The organism is Streptomyces rishiriensis, assembly GCF_030815485.1.
GTDB classification, from domain to species: Bacteria; Actinomycetota; Actinomycetes; order Streptomycetales; family Streptomycetaceae; genus Streptomyces; species Streptomyces rishiriensis_A.
On record NZ_JAUSWV010000002.1, the window covers coordinates 4466833 to 4481757 of the forward strand.

Annotated in this window: 14 protein-coding genes and 1 pseudogene; 7 read left to right on the top strand and 8 right to left on the bottom strand. The window is 72.0% G+C overall.

What is annotated here, in order from left to right; all coding sequences use genetic code 11:
- Positions 1–204: 204 nt before the first annotated feature.
- Complete coding sequence (locus tag QF030_RS22395) at positions 205–1854, top strand: glycoside hydrolase family 13 protein (protein ID WP_307164429.1); 1650 nt, start codon at positions 205–207, stop codon at positions 1852–1854.
- Between the two features lie 125 nt (positions 1855–1979).
- On the opposite strand, the gene QF030_RS22400 is transcribed toward QF030_RS22395, so the two are convergent.
- Positions 1980–2687, bottom strand: coding sequence for a DUF4142 domain-containing protein (locus QF030_RS22400; RefSeq protein ID WP_307167653.1), 708 nt, complete (start codon positions 2685–2687; stop codon positions 1980–1982).
- Between the two features lie 418 nt (positions 2688–3105).
- Here QF030_RS22400 and QF030_RS22410 point away from each other — a divergent pair, with 418 nt between their 5' ends.
- Entirely contained in the window at positions 3106–3819 is a 714-nt protein-coding gene (locus tag QF030_RS22410; RefSeq protein ID WP_307164430.1) for an MOSC domain-containing protein, read from the top strand.
- Here QF030_RS22410 and QF030_RS22415 read toward each other — a convergent pair.
- On the bottom strand, positions 3723–5315 hold the full coding sequence (locus QF030_RS22415; RefSeq protein WP_307164431.1) for a carboxylesterase/lipase family protein: 1593 nt from the start codon (positions 5313–5315) through the stop codon (positions 3723–3725). The genes QF030_RS22410 and QF030_RS22415 overlap by 97 nt on opposite strands.
- A gap of 100 nt (positions 5316–5415) precedes the next feature.
- On the bottom strand, positions 5416–6231 hold the full coding sequence (locus tag QF030_RS22420; protein WP_307164432.1) for an alpha/beta fold hydrolase: 816 nt from the start codon (positions 6229–6231) through the stop codon (positions 5416–5418).
- A gap of 46 nt (positions 6232–6277) precedes the next feature.
- Between QF030_RS22420 and QF030_RS22425 the strand changes: the two genes are divergently transcribed.
- Complete coding sequence (locus QF030_RS22425) at positions 6278–6799, top strand: MarR family winged helix-turn-helix transcriptional regulator (protein ID WP_307164433.1); 522 nt, start codon at positions 6278–6280, stop codon at positions 6797–6799.
- Between the two features lie 47 nt (positions 6800–6846).
- Here QF030_RS22425 and QF030_RS22430 read toward each other — a convergent pair whose 3' ends face one another.
- Positions 6847–7092, bottom strand: a complete 246-nt coding sequence (locus QF030_RS22430; RefSeq protein WP_307164434.1) for a hypothetical protein — start codon at positions 7090–7092, stop codon at positions 6847–6849.
- Positions 7093–7296: 204 nt separating this feature from the next.
- Between QF030_RS22430 and QF030_RS22435 the strand changes: the two are divergent.
- Positions 7297–8000, top strand: a pseudogene (locus tag QF030_RS22435) (DUF6445 family protein).
- 62 nt (positions 8001–8062) lie between these two features.
- Here the strand turns inward: QF030_RS22435 and QF030_RS22440 are convergent.
- Positions 8063–8593, bottom strand: a complete 531-nt coding sequence (locus tag QF030_RS22440) for an FxLYD domain-containing protein (RefSeq protein WP_307164435.1) — start codon at positions 8591–8593, stop codon at positions 8063–8065.
- 158 nt (positions 8594–8751) lie between these two features.
- Here QF030_RS22440 and QF030_RS22445 point away from each other — a divergent pair, with 158 nt between their 5' ends.
- On the top strand, positions 8752–9240 hold the full coding sequence (locus tag QF030_RS22445; RefSeq protein WP_307164436.1) for a DUF7144 family membrane protein: 489 nt from the start codon (positions 8752–8754) through the stop codon (positions 9238–9240).
- Positions 9241–9264: 24 nt separating this feature from the next.
- On the opposite strand, the gene QF030_RS22450 is transcribed toward QF030_RS22445, so the two are convergent.
- The 3 genes from QF030_RS22450 to QF030_RS22460 all read right to left on the bottom strand — a co-directional run bounded on the left by QF030_RS22450 (position 9265) and on the right by QF030_RS22460 (position 11628).
- Entirely contained in the window at positions 9265–10062 is a 798-nt protein-coding gene (locus QF030_RS22450; protein ID WP_307164437.1) for a M23 family metallopeptidase, read from the bottom strand.
- 113 nt (positions 10063–10175) lie between these two features.
- On the bottom strand, positions 10176–11159 hold the full coding sequence (locus tag QF030_RS22455; protein ID WP_307164438.1) for a glycoside hydrolase family 26 protein: 984 nt from the start codon (positions 11157–11159) through the stop codon (positions 10176–10178).
- A 4-nt stretch (positions 11160–11163) separates the two neighbouring features.
- The gene (locus QF030_RS22460) at positions 11164–11628 is read right to left on the bottom strand and encodes a GNAT family N-acetyltransferase (RefSeq protein ID WP_307164439.1); all 465 of its coding nucleotides are present in this window, start codon (positions 11626–11628) and stop codon (positions 11164–11166) included.
- A gap of 292 nt (positions 11629–11920) precedes the next feature.
- Here QF030_RS22460 and QF030_RS22465 point away from each other — a divergent pair, with 292 nt between their 5' ends.
- Entirely contained in the window at positions 11921–13663 is a 1743-nt protein-coding gene (locus tag QF030_RS22465) for a lysyl oxidase family protein (RefSeq protein WP_307164440.1), read from the top strand.
- Between the two features lie 44 nt (positions 13664–13707).
- Entirely contained in the window at positions 13708–14856 is a 1149-nt protein-coding gene (locus tag QF030_RS22470; protein WP_307164441.1) for a hypothetical protein, read from the top strand.
- Positions 14857–14925 lie beyond the last annotated feature (69 nt).

Genomic DNA, 14925 nt, shown 5'->3' on the forward strand with positions numbered 1-14925 from the left:
ATTGGTCAGATCAGGAGAAACACCCGGCCCTCAGGTCACAGGGGCCACGGCGCGGGCCCATCGTCGTGCGGACCACAGACCGCTGTCAACCTGCGTCAATCCTCGGGGAGTTCAAGGTTCCGTCACATCTCCGTCACGTACGGAATGATCCACTCCGAAGGTTCGTGCGTTCACTTTCCGGGCAAGATGGACAGACTTCCGATCATGACCGACTTTTCCTCCCACCGCCCCGACTGGTGGCGCCAGGCCGTCGTCTACCAGGTCTATCCGCGCAGCTTCGCCGACGCCGACGGCGACGGACTCGGGGACCTTCGGGGTGTCACCGACCGGCTGTCCCACCTGGCGGGCCTCGGCGTGGACGCCCTCTGGCTCTCCCCCTTCTACCCGTCCGAACTCGCCGACGGCGGCTACGACGTGGCCGACCACCGGGACGTGGACCCGCGCCTGGGTTCGCTGGCCGACTTCGACGCGCTGGCGGCCGAGGCCCATCGCCTCGGTCTGAAGGTGATCGTCGACCTCGTCCCCAATCACACCTCCCACCAGCACCTCTGGTTCCAGGAGGCACTGGCCGCCGGGCCCGGCTCCCCGGCCCGCGAGCGCTACGTCTTCCGCGACGGGCGCGGCCCGAGCGGCGAACTCCCGCCCACCGACTGGCAGTCCGTCTTCGGCGGCAGCGCCTGGCAGCGCGTCCCCGACGGCCAGTGGTACCTGCACCTCTTCGCCCGGGAGCAGCCCGACCTGAACTGGGACCACGAGGAGGTCCGCGAGGACTTCCGCACCACCCTGCGCTTCTGGTCCGACCGGGGCGTCGACGGCTTCCGCGTGGATGTGGCCCACGCCCTCGCCAAGGACCTCACCGAACCCCTCCGCGACCTCGGTTCACCGGAACTCGTCGGCGAGGACGTCCTCGCCCACCTGCCCCCCGGCACCCACCCGTTCTACGACCGCGACGAGGTCCACGAGATCTACCGGGACTGGCGCCGCGTCCTCGACTCCTACACACCGCCCCGCACGGCCGTCGCCGAAGCCTGGGTGCCGGGCGCCCGCCGTGCCCTCTACGCCCGCCCCGAAGAACTGAACCAGGCGTTCAACTTCGACTATCTCCAGGCGAGCTGGGACGCCGAGGAGATCCGTACGGTCGTCACCGACTCCCTGGCCACGGCCCGCGCCGTCGGAGCGTCGGCCACCTGGGTGCTGTCCAACCACGACGTCCTGCGCCACGCCTCCCGGCTCATGCTGCCTCCGGGCACGGACGAGAACGCCTGGCTCCTCTCGAACGGCCACGCCCCCTCCGTCGACGAGGCGGCCGGCCTGCGCCGGGCCCGCGCGGCGACGCTGCTGATGCTGGCGCTGCCGGGATCCTCGTACGTCTACCAGGGCGAGGAGCTGGGCCTGCCCGAGGTCGCCGAGCTGCCCGTGGAAGTGCTCCAGGACCCGCTCTGGGAGCAGACGGGCCGTGTCCGCAAGGGCCGCGACGGCTGCCGGGTGCCGCTGCCGTGGACGACGACGGGACCGTCGTACGGCTTCGGCGCGGCCGGTGCCTGGCTGCCGCAGCCGCCGTACTTCGCGCGGTACGCCGTCGAGGCCCAGGAGGGGGTGCAGGGCTCCACCCTGGAGCTGTACCGCACGGCTCTCCGGCTGCGCCGCAAGCTGCTCGACGGCGAGGAGCTCGGCTGGCTGCGGGACGACACCCCGCCGGGTGTGCTGGCCTTCGCCCGCCACGACGGCTGGCGGTGCGTCACCAACCTGTCGGACGTGCCGGTGCCGCTGCCGCCGGGCGAGGTGCTGCTGACCAGCGTTCCCCTCGACGGCGACGGGCGGCTGGGCCCGGACACGACGGTCTGGCTGGCCTAGGGAACCTGTGGCGTGCTGACCGGGACCGAAGTGGAAGTGAAACATTCCGCTCCGCGCACCTCGTACCGGAGCGGCCCGGCCGACAGTTGTCGGCCGGGCCGCTCTCTCGCATGGGTCCGCGCGGGCTATCCGCCGTTGCCCACGATGGCGCCGATGTCCACGGGGGTGGCCGTGGCGGTCGGCGGCGGGGTGAGGACGATCAGCGGCTGACCGGCGGGCGGGACCGGCGGGGTCATGTCCGACTTGGGCAGCTTCGGCGGGGTGGTCTGGTTGAACAGCGTGGTGTCGAAGTCGACCAGGCCGGTCTGCTCCATCACCGTGATGTGGTCCAGGACGGTGTCGTTGGCCTGGTCGGCCAGCGCGCGCACCAGCGTGTTCTTCGTCGTCGAGCGGATCTTCGCCACCGTGTTGAAGATCGAGCCGTGCGTCTGACGCAGGATGTTGGCGAAGTCGATGTCGAACTGCTTGCCCTGGTCCGCCTTCAGGGTGTTGACGAACCCTTCCTGCTGCGGACTGGCGACGTTGGGAATCGTGATGTTCAGCATCGGCGCGATCTTGCGGCAGGTCTCGTCCAGTGCCGCGTGGCCGTCGATCAGGTGCTGGCTGGCGGTGATGACGCCCTTGCTCTGCCCCTTCTGGAGCCCGATCTGCCCGACCGGGTACTCCCACAGTCCGGCCGCGCGCACCGCCACGACGAAGTTGCGGTCGCCCTCCGTCAGTGGGCCCCACTGGGTGTTGGCGATGATCCGGTCGGTGGAGGTCGACACGGTGTCAAGTCCGAGCATCGATGGGTAGGCCAGCGCGCTGAGTGTCAGGGTCAGCGCACCGCCCACGAACAGGGTTCCCATCATGTTTCGCGAAATTGGCACCGTGCCTCCTGCCCGGTCGGGGGTACCGCCGATATGTCGATGTGCTGTGCCCGGTGGGGGCGGACACACAGGAGTACGGATGCGGCGCCGAACCTGCTCACCGTCCGGAGTGAAAAGTTGATGGACGAGGCCCACGGGCAATCGGCGACAACGTGGTGCGCGAGGGCGCGGTCACGGACGCCGACAGCACGGATCCCCGAGTCCAGGGGGTCCGCGGTCTCACCGCACTGATCGCCCACAGCCCCGGGTTGACCGCTACAGCGGTTCAGACGGTGGGCGGAGAAGGGTACGACGGTTTCGTACGGGCGCTGGTGACGGACTGAGATGGACCGAGAAGGACCGAGACGGACGGACGAGGGGCGTGGGGATGACGGTCGCGCGATTGACAGGGATCACGTACTACCCGGTGAAGGGCTGCGCGGGAACGGAGCTTTCGGAGGCGGAGCTGACGAGCACCGGGCTGCGGCACGACCGCACGTACGCGATCGCCGACGAGAAGGGCGACCTGCGCTGGCAGTGGGGCGACCCCGGACTGGCCCTGATCACACCGGAGTCGGCGGAGGGCGAGCTGACGTTGCGGGCCCCTGGCCGGGAGCCGGTGCGGGCGGACAGCGCGGACGTGCACGACTGGCTCACCGACGTACTGGGCGCCCCGAGCACCCTGGTCCGTTCCCCGGACGGCAACAGCGGCCGCCTGCACCTGGTCTCCCGGGCCAGTCTGGACGCCCTGAACCACCGGATCGCCGAACGCGGAGGCACAGCCCTCCCGATGAACCGCTTCCGGCCCAACCTGGTGGTGGACGGCTGGGACGCCCCCCATACGGAGGACGGCGCGGCCCGCCTCACCATCGCGGGCACCGAGCTGGCCTTCACCGAGGACACGATCCGCTGCGCCATCACGATGGTCGATCAGCGCACCGGCCGCCGCTCGGGCCCGGAACCCCTGCGCACCCTCGCGGACTACCGCCGGGCCGACGGCGGCGGAGTGGCCTTCGGCGCCTACTTCGAGGTACGGCGGGCGGGCAGGGTCGCGGTGGGCGACGAGGTGGTGGTGGGTTCGCGTACGAGCCCGGCCGCGGCTTCGCGTTCGGCATAGAGGGGGACGTCCCGCCACAGCGCGCGCACGGCGCACGCGCCGTCGTCGGACAGGTGATCGTCCGGCACGGCCCAGACCCGCACCGGGGTGCCGTCGGCGGTGACCGGGGGCCATCCGGGGTCACCGCGGGCGGCGAAGTCGGCCCAGGCGCGGAGCATGCGCCGCGACAGTGCCCGGTCCGGTGCGTCGGGGGCGCCGCCGATGAGGAAGTCGGCGCCCGCCGCGTCCAGGTTGCCGAACGCGAAGGGGATGTCGGCGGTGTGCCACGGCCGGGTACCGCCGCCGGGCCGGGCGCGTCGGCGGGCGAATCTCGACAGGTGGGCCCGCCCACCGGCCCGGGCGTGCTGCTCGGCGAGCCGGCTGCCGTACTCGCCGAACACCGCGTCGCCCAAGATCGCCAGGTAGCGGTCCAGCACCGGAGCGTCGGGCATCAGCGCGCGGTATCCTGCGACCAGTTCGGCGGGCAGGGCGAGGGCTTCGGCGAACTCCGCGAGTCCCGCCTCCGAGGCGACCTCCCGCACCGCGCCGACCTCGTGCAGGAACCAGTACTCCTCGAGGGTGTGGCACACCAGGAGGTCCACCTCGCGGGAGATGCCGGAGGCGAGCGCGGCGAGCGGATCGAGGGGGAGCACCTCGCCGTCGATCACCGGCTGGAAGACCACCGGATCGAATGCCTGCACGGCGGTCACGGGATCAGCCTCGCACCTTGCGGCGACCTGGTCGGAGGCGGCCACGAGGGCCTGCGGCGAAGCGGAGAGCAGTCCGGGTCCCGTGGCCGCCACCCCGGCCGCCGCCGCGATCCTCGACGTGATCGCGGCGGCGGCCTCCACGGTGAAGAGGCCGTGGGGCGCGCTGTGGGCGATGGCCCTGTGGAACAGTCCGCGCGCCGCGTCCATGGCCATCAGGCAGACGGCCGAACCCGCACCGGCCGAGTGCCCGGCGACCGTGACGTTCCCGGGATCGCCGCCGAACGCGGCGATGTTCTCTTGGACCCAGCGCAGCGCGGCCACCTGGTCGAGCAGCCCGCGGTTGTCGGGGAAGCCCGGCACATGGCCGAACCCCTCGAAGCCCACCCGGTAGTTGCAGCTGACCACGACCACTCCGGCACGGGCGAGCGCGGTGCCGTCGAAGTCGGGCTGGGCGGAGGAGCCGAAGGTGTAGGCGCCGCCGTGGATCCAGAAGAGCACCGGCAGAGGGGCGGCGTCCGACGGGGGCCGCACCCACACGTTGACGGTGAGCACGTCCTCGTCCCCCGGACGCCAGACCGGTGAGCCGGGCAGCTCCGCGGACTGCGGCGCGACGGGTCCGAACGCCGTGCAGTCGAGCGGGGCACTCCGGTCGGCGGCGGGCCGGGGCGGACAGAACCGGTTCACGCCGAAGGGCGCGGCGGCGTACGGGATGCCGAGCACGGCGGCGACGCCGTCGGCCGACCGCACGCCGCGGACGGTACCGCCGGCCGTCCTGAACTCTGTCCGCACCCGCGGCTGTTCGCCCATACGCCCACAGCCTGCCACGCGCCTCCGACCTGCTCCACCGGATACCGGCCGGCCCGGCGCCCGGTCCGACGCCCGGTCCGGTGGATGCTCCCGCCGCTGGTCAGAGGGCGTGCAGGAAGTCCGTGACGACGGCGGTGAACTCCTCGGGCCGCTCCATGTTGGGGTAGTGCGCGGTGCCCTCGATCAGCACGGACCGGCCGTCCCGGACGGTGTCGGCCAGGCGCTGTGCCGCGGCGATCACGTCGGGGGTGTCCAGGGCGCCGTTCACCGTGAGCACGGGAACGTCGATCTTCGGTAGCCGCGACCAGGTGTCGGTCACCCGGACGAGCCGGTCCTGCTCTCCGGGTGTGTGCTTGGAGAGGGTGTGCAGGGCCATCTCGCCCAGTCGGCGCGGGATGTCCGGGTCCACCGCGTCGAGAGCGCGGTGCGGGCCGGGCACGTAGCTCAGGAACGCCTTCAGCCAGCCCTCGATGTCACCGGCGGCCAGGGCGCGGGACGTCTCGGCCTGGATCTCCCGGTGCCAGGGGTCGGAGTCCTGGAACTCGCCGGTCGAGGCGCCGCCCACGACGGCCGCGCGGACCAGTTCCGGATGTTCGAGCAGGGTGTCGCCGACGATCACGCCCCCCATCGAGACCCCGACCAGCACGGCGGGACCCGCGTCGAGGTGGCGCAGCAGCGCGGCGAGGTCGTCGGCCCAGCGGAAGGGCCGGGTGGCGTTGGCGGAGGCGCCGTGGCCGCGTACGTCCGGCGCGATCACCCGGTGGGTGCGGGCGAGTGCCGGGAGCACGTCGTCGAAGACCCGGTGATCGACGAATCCCGAGTGGACGAGGACCACGAGCTCTCCGGCGCCGGCCTCGCGGTAGGCGAGGTCCCCGTCGGCGGAGGCGAAGTACTTCATGTCCGAAGCAGCAGTCATGACAACCAAGGTGTCACTCTGCTCGTATTTTGGCAACCAAGGTGTCATGTTTTCCGGGGTGCATCATGTGGGGGTGAACGACACCGACCCGTCTCTCCCCGCCGACGCCCCCCTTCCGCCCGACGAACTCGGCCACCGGCTCACCGAGGTGTTCGACCTGGTCGGCCCCCTCTACCGCCGCGCCCTGCGCAAGGTCGAGCAGGGCGAGGCCGTCGAGGGCGCCTCCGTCGGGGTGCGCGGCGTGCTCGATCTGCTGCGCCGCAAGGGAGACATGACGGTTCCCCAGCTGAGCCGGAGCCAGGCGCTGAGCCGGCAGTTCGTGCAGCGCATGGTGAACGACGCGGTGGCGCACGGGTGGGTGGAGACCCTGCCCAACCCCGCGCACCAGCGCTCGTCCCTGATCCGGATCACCGAGGAGGGCCGGACCCTGATCGCCACCGTCCTGAACCGCGAGCACACCCTGAACCGCGAGGTCGGCGGCGATCTGACCGACGCGGAGGTGCGGGGCTGTGTACGGGTGCTGACGGAGATGCTGCGGACGTTCGACCACGTCGACGTCGACGACTGAGAGGCTCTGGGCGCCCCCGCTCGGCCCGGTGTGTTCCGGGCGCCGCCCTAGATGCCTTCGATGCGCTTCATGCCCTCCATCGCCTTCTGCCGGCGGCGGGTCTCGAGGGCGCGCCTGATCGTGTGGATGCGGACCGCGGTGAACACGGCGACGGCGGTGCCGAGGGCGGCCCCGATCCACTCCTGGTCCCGGATGGCGGCGTAGAAGAGGAGACCGCTGAAGGGGATGCCGACGGCGACGAGCAGAGGTTCGCGCACCCAGAACGGGAGGGCGCGCACGATGAGACCGATCATCCGGTCACTTCAGCAGGCGCGGCCCGTCCGGGCTGTGATGGAGGCCACAATTCCGGGTGGAGGAACAGAGCCGCGAAGAAGGGCGGTTCGCGGACCTCGGTTGGTGAACCGTTGACCGCCTCGACGAAACGTTGACCACTTCGCGGAGGAGTGCGGACGAACGGAAGGGCGAGTCATGAGGATGGCCCGACCTAGATTCGCTGCATGTCCATGCCACAGCGGCCCCGCCGGCCCGTGCGGGCTGCCGCCACGCTCCCCGTGCTCCCCTACCGCAAGCCCACCAAGGGCCGCGACTACTGGGTGATCGACGACGTTTTCCCCGAGGCCGATGTCACCGCGATCCGCGATCGGTGTCTCGCCAAGGACGACTGGGTCAAGGGCTACCCGTACACAGCGGAGAGCTGGCCCGGGCTGCGCACCATGCCCGGTCTCGAACCCGGTGAACTCGGGCGCGTGAGCGGCTGGTGCGCAAGGCGACCGGGGCGGGGAAGCTGTGGGTGCAGCGGGCGCCCGGTGGCGGCACCCTCAACCACAACTGCATCCAGGTGGTGGGGGAGGGCGAGAGCGCGCCCCGCCCGCACGCCGACTCCCGGGCGCTCTGCCGGTACGCGGCCGTCCTGTACCTCAACCCGGCCGTACCCAAGGACTGCGGGACCAGCTTCTACCGGCAGTCGCTGCCCGGCGGGCGGCTCGGCGGGAACGTCGTCCAGGCCCCGCACGACAACCTGGTCGAAGCGCTCGGCACCCGGTTCGTCGCGCCGGACGCCTTCGAGGAGGACGTACGGGTCCCCCACAAGCACAATCGGCTGCTCCTCTACAACGCCAACCTCGTGCACAGCGCGACCGGTTACTCCGGTACGACGCTGCAGGAGAAGCGGATGACGGCCGTCTTCTTCTGGATGGCGTGAGCGCCTGTCCGACACCCCCCCCGCGAGGCGCACGTCGGCGGCGAGTATGCGGACGGTCCGCGTCAGTACCGCACCGCCCGCGCCACCTCCGCCTTCACCGCGCCGGACAGCGTGCGGTTGCTGCGCGCCGTCGCCTTGCCGGTCTTGCCCGCTGCCACGTCGGAGACGGTGGTGACGACCGTGTCGAGCCGGTTGCCGGCGGAATCGGTGAAGTCGACCTGGACGGAGAAGGACCTGGACTTGTCGGAGGAGTTGGAGACGGTCACGTCCACGGTGGCCCGGTCGTCCCCGTCGGTGGCCGGGGTGCCGAGTTTCACGTCGGACCTCGCGTCGACGCCGTCCTTGATCTCGTCCAGCTCCCGGCTCGCCGACGCCGATGCCGACGCGAACGCCGACGACGCCTCGGAGGCGAAGCCGGAGGCGAGGGAGGACGCGGCCGCGGTGGCCTCCCTGCCCAGCGACTCGGCCGCCGAGGCGGCCCTGCTGGCCGCGGACGACACCGAGGAGGGGGTGTCGTCGTCCGAGCAGCCGGTGAGCAGGGCGGCGCAGCAGATCGCCGCCGTCGTCAGCAGCACGCTTGTGGTGCGTGGCATTTTGTCTCCTCCTGAGGGGTCCGCGGGGCTTCCACCAGTGAAGGCGCGCTCCGGTCCGTCCGCATGCCGGGTCACCCGTACGGCGCACCCCCGTGGTGGCGGGCTCCGTCCGGACGGAGGGTCGGTGGAGAACACCGACAGAGAGACGGGACAGCGCCATGAGCGATCAGCCGCACTCCCAGCCGTCGCAGGGTTCCCCGGTGTGGGACCCGTCCCACCAGGGCACCACTGCGCCGGGCCTGGGTTCACCCCCGTCGGCCGGGGGTGGACTGGCTGCCGGTGGGGTCGTCTTCGGCGGTGTGCTCATGTTCGTGAGCGGTTTCCTCGCCGTGTTCCAGGGCATCGCCGCGATCGCCCAGGACGACGTCTACGCCCGGATCGGCAGCTATGTCTACGAGATGAGCCTGACCGGCTGGGGCTGGGTCCTGCTGATCGTGGGCGTCGTGGCCGTGCTGACCGGCTGGGGTCTGCTGAGCGGGGGCGAGTGGGCCGGATGGGCCCGGATCAGCGGTCTGGCACTGGCCTCCCTGAGCCTGGTCCTGCAGTTCCTGTTCCTGCCGTACGCGCCGTTCTGGGCGGTCATCCAGATCGCCATCGACGTGTTCGTGATCTGGGCGCTGGCCGCCTACCGTCCCCAGCAGGCGTAGTCCTTCCCCGGCCACCGCCCGCGGTCAGGGCGTCACGGCCGCTGCGGTGACCTGGACGTCCTTCCGGCGCAGCCACGGCAGGGGCGGCACCGCCGATCCGACGTACGGGGTGATCCGCACCTCGAAGTGCAGGTGCGGCCCGGTGACGTTGCCGGTCGCCCCGGACAGACCGATGCGCTGTCCGGCCGTGAGGCGTCCGCCCTTGCGCACGTCGATGCGCGACAGGTGGGCGTACTGGGTGAAGTAGCCGTCGCGGTGGCGGATCACGACCTGGTTGCCGAAGCCGTCGCCGCAGGTCGTGGCGCGGACGGTGCCGGAGCCGACGGCGTACACCGGGGTACCGGAGTCCACGGCGAAGTCCTGGCCGGTGTGCCGGTGGGCCCAGCGGGAGCCCTTGGCGGCGTAGCCCGCGGAGAGCCAGTAGCGGCGGGTCGGGGCCGTCCAGGCGTGGGCGCGACGCTCCGGCGGGCGGCTCCGTTCGCCGAACGGACAGCGGCCGTCCCGTCCGGACGGGTCGACCGCCACCGGATCGCCGGAGTTCCTGCCGGTGGACCACAGCAGGTCCCAGAGCTCCGCGCGGACCGCCTTGCGGCGGCGTTCGGCGTCCTTCACCTCGGTGGGAGAGGCGTCGGACTCGCGCAGCCGGTCGACCTGCGCGCGGGCGCGCTCGTGCGCGCGGACGGCACGGGCGGCCTCCTTGCGGAACCCGTCGCTCCCGGCGTCGGCGGGCACGGCGGCGAGCGCGAGCAGCAGGAGGGCCGGCAGCAGAAGGGCCGGCAGGGCGGCGCCGCTCGCGGCCCCGGTCGCCGTACGGAAGCGCACCCGCCAGTGTGTACGCGTTCGCGGGAGACGCGCGTGGTGTTCTCGTCCCATTGTGTGATCATCGGACCGATGGGGCGGTCGAGGACGGCAGCCGGCCCGCGTGGCGGCCGGGTTCAGCCGAACGGCCCCCCGACCAGGGACCGGTACACGGCCGACGACCGTGGATTGCCGGCACACCGCCACACGCCGTGCGGGCAGTAGTCGCTGATGGTCTGGTACAGCGGCCGGTGCTCGGCGAACCAGGTGAGCATGCCCCGCACGTACTCCGGGTTGTCGCCGTTGCGGTACAGCCCCCACTCCGGATACGAGACCGGCTTGCCGTGCGCCCGCGCGAACCGCACGTGCGCGGCGAGGCCGTACGGCTCGGCGACCTGCTCCTCGAAGGACATGCCGTGCGGTTGGTCGTAGGCGTCCATGCCGATGACGTCGACGTACCGGTCGCCGGGATAGCAGTCGCTCCAGGGGACGGCGTCCGGCCCGCGACTGGGCGTGAACTCGAACCGGAGCCGCTGCCCTCCCTCCACGGACCGCATGGCGTCGACGATCCGCGCCCAGTACCGCTTCCAGGCCAGCGGGTCGGGCCCGCACCGGTGGGTGTAGGTGATCCCGTTCATCTCCCACCCCACGACCAGCACGGCATCGGGCACCCCGAGCGCGACGAGCCGCCGGGCCAGGACCCGGAAGTGCCCGTCGTAGTCCCCGCGCGCCCCTCTGCGCAGCTCCTGCCGCACGACCCGGTCGGGCACATGGTCCTCGGTGCCCTCCAGCATCGGCACGTTGAGCACGAACATCCGGTCGGCGCGCTCCCGCCGCCACCGCGCCCAGTACTCCAGATACCCGGGCGCCCCCTCGATGTTGCTCCACCGGTCCCCCGGCAGATACGCGTGCCCGACCCGGGGCGTGGCCGCCCCGAGCCACCCGTCGAGCGCCGCGATCCGCCGCACACCGGCGTCGTCGTACCCGACGTACGCCCCGAAGGCCCCGGGCGGCGCGCCGACCCCCCGCCCGACGGGGACGGAGGCGGGCCCGGCGAGCAGGGCACAGGCGGCGAGAAGCGCGGTCAGCGGAGCCCGAAGGAGGCGAAGGAAGCGGAACACCGGCTCATGATGGACGCGAACGGGGCCGGGCACGGGGCTCCCGTACCAGGAACACGTCTACGGAGACCTCGTGTTCGAACCTGAAGCCGTGCCGTTCGTAGAGGCGACGGGCCGGACTGCCGCGGAGGACGTCGACGCGCAGCCGGAGTGCCGAGCGGTCGGCCCCTTCGAGCAGCTCCCGCAGGACGGCCGTCCCGATACCGCGCCCCTGGGCGTGCGGCGCGAGGTAGAAGTGCTCCAGCCAGTGCGCGTCGTCCGCCGGACGCAGGGCGGCACAGCCGGCGAGGACGCCGTCCAGCTCGATGATCCGGGTGTGCGCGGGCACGAACCCGTCGCGCAGCCGCTGTCGCACACGGTGCTCGTCGTAGCGCCCGAGCCGCTCCAGATCGGCCCTCATCGCCACCGCCCGCACCTCCGCCACGGCCTCGACGTCGTCCGCCGTGGCCGGCCGGGTCACCCAGTCCGCCATGGCACAGATGCTACGGCCGGCGAGCGGCGACCCGCCGAGGGCCGGCGGCGACCCGGGCACCGGCCGGTGCTGCTTCCCGCTCCGCGACTTCCGGCGCCACCTGGGAACCCGCCGACTTCTGGGTTTCTTCGGTCGGTTTCTCACCCAACAGGCAACCCCGGCAGGCCATTTGCCTCTCTCACAGGTTGCTCAAAGCTTCGGCCGGGGTGCGAGGGGTGTGTTCCGACCCGGCCGGAGGTCTGGGCTGTCCAGTCCGATGCCACTGACCATGGCACTCGCAGACGAGGAACCGATGACCAGATCGCAACACCGCAAGGGCCCCAAGCGCGCGGCGTTCGCCGCGGGGGCCGCGCTCACCGTCGTGGCCGCCGTAGCCGGCTCCGCTCCCGGCGCCGGGGCCGCGCCCGCGACCCCGGCCGGGACGCCGAAGCTCGCGCTCGTCGCCGCGTCGAAGGCCGTGACCGCCGACCGGTACGAGGGGGAACCCGGGGTCTACCTCGACCTCGGCACGTACGTCACCGTCGACAACGCTCCGCTGGAGCTGAAGGTGACGCGCAAGTCGTACAAGGACCCGATCGTCGCCCAGCAGATCCTGCGCAACGGGTCGAAGGTGACGACGAAGACGCTGCCCGCCGGGCTCGTCAAGAACTTCGGCGGTCTCCCGGACTTCCTGGAGGTCTCCATCAGGAACGCGGCCGGGGTGGAGGTGCAGAAGAGCAAGAGCAACTTCTGCCTGAACAACGCCGCAGGCCGGCTGCGCCCGGACGCCCCGGCCACCTCGCACTATCCGGAGAGCTGCTCCACCAACCCCTTCACGCTCGGCTCGGTCTGGGGTGTCGAGAAGGGCTGGGCGGCCAACACCTCCGCCTTCGACTACGACAGGCCGCTGGATCTGGCGGCGGGTGAGTACACCGTCAAGGTGGCGGTGGCGAAGAAGTACCGCGACCTGTTCGGCATCCCCGACGACCGGCCGACCATCGCACTGACCGTCCGGGAGATCAGCGACGGCGGGGAAGGCGGAGCCGGAGGGGGCGGCGGGGCCGGTCTCACCGCCCGCAGCGCCCATGGTGCCGACGGCGGCCATGGCGCGTCGCACGACATGGCCGGCATGGAAGGCATGGAGGGCATGGCCGGCGTGGGGGGTGGTCACGGTGGTCATCACTACGGGCCCCGCGGCGCCGACGCCCCCACGCCCTCCGCGCTCTCGCACGCCCTGGAGGCCCGCGGTCTCGCCCACCACCTGGGCGACGGCGCCGGTCACACCGACGGCTCCCGGGTCGCGCCCGCGCTGAAGTCCGCCGCCGAGCGGCCCACCGGCCGGGCGGGCGTACCGGCCGGCGTGCCCAAGCCGGACCTGCGTTCGCTGCCCGCCTGGGACATCGCGGTCACCGACGGCGAGGACGGCGACGTGGCCGGCAAGGACTACCTCGCCTTCAGCGCCAACGTCTGGAACGCCGGCCCCGCGCCGCTCGTCGTGGACGGCTTCCGCAAGCCGGGCGCGGACCTGATGGACTCGTACCAGTACTTCTACGACGCCAAGGGCAAGCAGGTCGGCTACGCGCCGGCCGGCACCATGGAGTGGGACCCCCGGGTCGGCCACGAGCACTGGCACTTCACCGACTTCGCCAGCTACCGGCTGCTCGCCGCCGACCAGAAGGAGATCGTCAAGAGCGGCAAGGAGGCGTTCTGCCTCGCCAACACCGACGCCATCGACTACACGGTGAAGAACGCCAACTGGCACCCGTTCAACACCGATCTGTCGACCGCCTGCGGTCAGCAGAACTCGATCTCCGTGCGGGAGGTCCTCGACGTCGGCTCCGGTGACACGTACACCCAGTACCGTCCCGGCCAGTCCTTCGACATCACCGGCCTGCCGAACGGCACCTACTACATCCAGGTCGTCGCCAACCCGGCGAACCGCCTCCAGGAGAGCGACACCAAGAACAACGTCTCCCTGCGCAAGGTCGTCCTGGGCGGCGCCGAGGGTGCCCGCACGGTCTCGGTCCCGCCGGTCGGCCTGATCAACGCCCCTTAATCGAAAGGCGCGTTGGCGGTGCACATGTCAGGCTGAGTGGTGCCATGCGCCCCTTCACCGCACCCCCTGATGCCCCCGACCCCTACGACCGGCCGCCGTACCGCGTCACCCGCGCCCCGGCCCGCCTGAGCGGGCCGGGTGCGTGGGCGATCGACGCACTGCTGCCCTGGCGGCTGGCCCGCAGGATCTACGGCCCGTTCGCGATGTTCCGGTTCGACGCGGCCGACGCGGTGGGGCTGGGCGGATTCGGGCAGCCCCCGGTGGCGGCCGCCCTCGTCGAGCCGGCCGCCGATCCGCTCATCGAACGGCTGCTGCTGCCCCGGGCGCTGCTGGGACTGGGCATCCTGGTGTTCGTCATCGGCCTGTTCACGGACGGCGATCTCTTCGGTCCGGCCGAACAGTGGCTCACCGACGCGGTGCTGATGCTCGCGACCGGGCCGGTGGCGCTGCTCCTGGCCTGCGCCCCGCTCGTCGCCCTGGCCCGCCCCGGAACCCGGGTGACGGTGGCCCGGCTGTGCGCCCGCCCCTTCCTCACCGCGCTGATCACCACCCTCTTCTGCGCACTGTTCGTGCTCTGGGCGATCCACGGCTACGACTACGAGCCCGACAGCGCGACCTGGCTGCTCCCGCTGGTGGTCTTCGGTCCCTGGCTCATGGTGTTCTCCGGCTCCGTCCTCTTCCTCATCCACCGCAACGCCTTCGGCGTCGGCGGCCATCCCCTCGTCCGTCCCCTGGCGAGCGTCCCGCTCGTCTGGCTGACGGCACTCGCGCACTACGCCCTCGTCGACGCCGTGGCGGCCCTGCCCGACGCGCACCCGACCTCGTCCTACTGGTCGGCCCTGTTCGCGGGTCCGGCCGGCGTCACCGTCACCGCCGTGGTGGAGGTGTTCCTCCTGCGCCGTCGCCACGGCGTCGGCTTCCGGGGGCCGTTGCCCGGTTGGCGGCCCCCGCCGCCCCGGGTCAGGGCGGTCCCGGCCGCCCTCGTCGAGCGACTGCGCGTCGATATGGCTCGTGGCGCCGCCGCCTACTGGCCGCACTGGACCGACCGCGACGGTGTCGTCTGGGCGGCGACTCCCGCGACGCACGCAGGCGGACAGGTCATGTGGCCGTACGTGCCCACGTTCACCGCACGGCACCGGCCCACGCCGAGGCCGGAGGTCGAACGGACGGCGGGACCGCTGCACCCGCGGTGAGCGGAAGACGGTCGGACGCGCCCGGCGGTCACCTGCCCTCGGGGGCAACCCTTGGGGGGCTCCGTGAGT